The organism is Halorubrum sp. Atlit-28R, assembly GCF_003665955.1.
Lineage (GTDB): Archaea > Halobacteriota > Halobacteria > Halobacteriales > Haloferacaceae > Halorubrum > Halorubrum tropicale.
On sequence record NZ_QPLS01000173.1, the window covers coordinates 1 to 486 of the forward strand.

A 486-nucleotide genomic window follows, 5' to 3' on the forward strand; every position below is an offset into this window, starting at 1 on the left:
TCCGGGTACAACCTCGACGTTCTCGTGGAAGAAGCCGAGACGGGGACAGTTAACCTCGCGCGGCTCATGGCGGGGAGCGAAGGGACATTAGCGGTCGTCACCGAAGCCAAGGTCGCCTTAGAGCCGGTCCCCGAGACGAAGGCGGTCTCGCTGCTGTTCTACGAGAGCGTGCTCGACGCCGTGACCGACGTGCAGCACGTCCTCGAACACGACCCCGCGGCCGTCGAACTCATCGACGACGTCCTTATCGGGTTGGCGCGGGATACCGCCGATTTCGAGGAGATTGCCGCGCTCGTCCCGGACAACGCACATGCGGGACTACTCGTGGAGTTTTATGCCGACGACGACGGTCACGGACGGTCGCTGACTTCGGGGCTCCTCGCTGACCGCGTTTCCGAGGGAGAAGGGGACGTAGAGCCACCGAAGGACCACCCAGACACCGTACAGACGTTCTCATTCGCCGGGGTGGAAGCGCACAGCGAGGTT

General features: G+C 63.8%; 1 protein-coding gene. It reads left to right on the forward strand.

The window, feature by feature from the left end:
* On the forward strand, positions 1-486 hold a 486-nt coding region (locus DVK06_RS17395; protein ID WP_303646266.1), incomplete at both ends, for an FAD-binding oxidoreductase.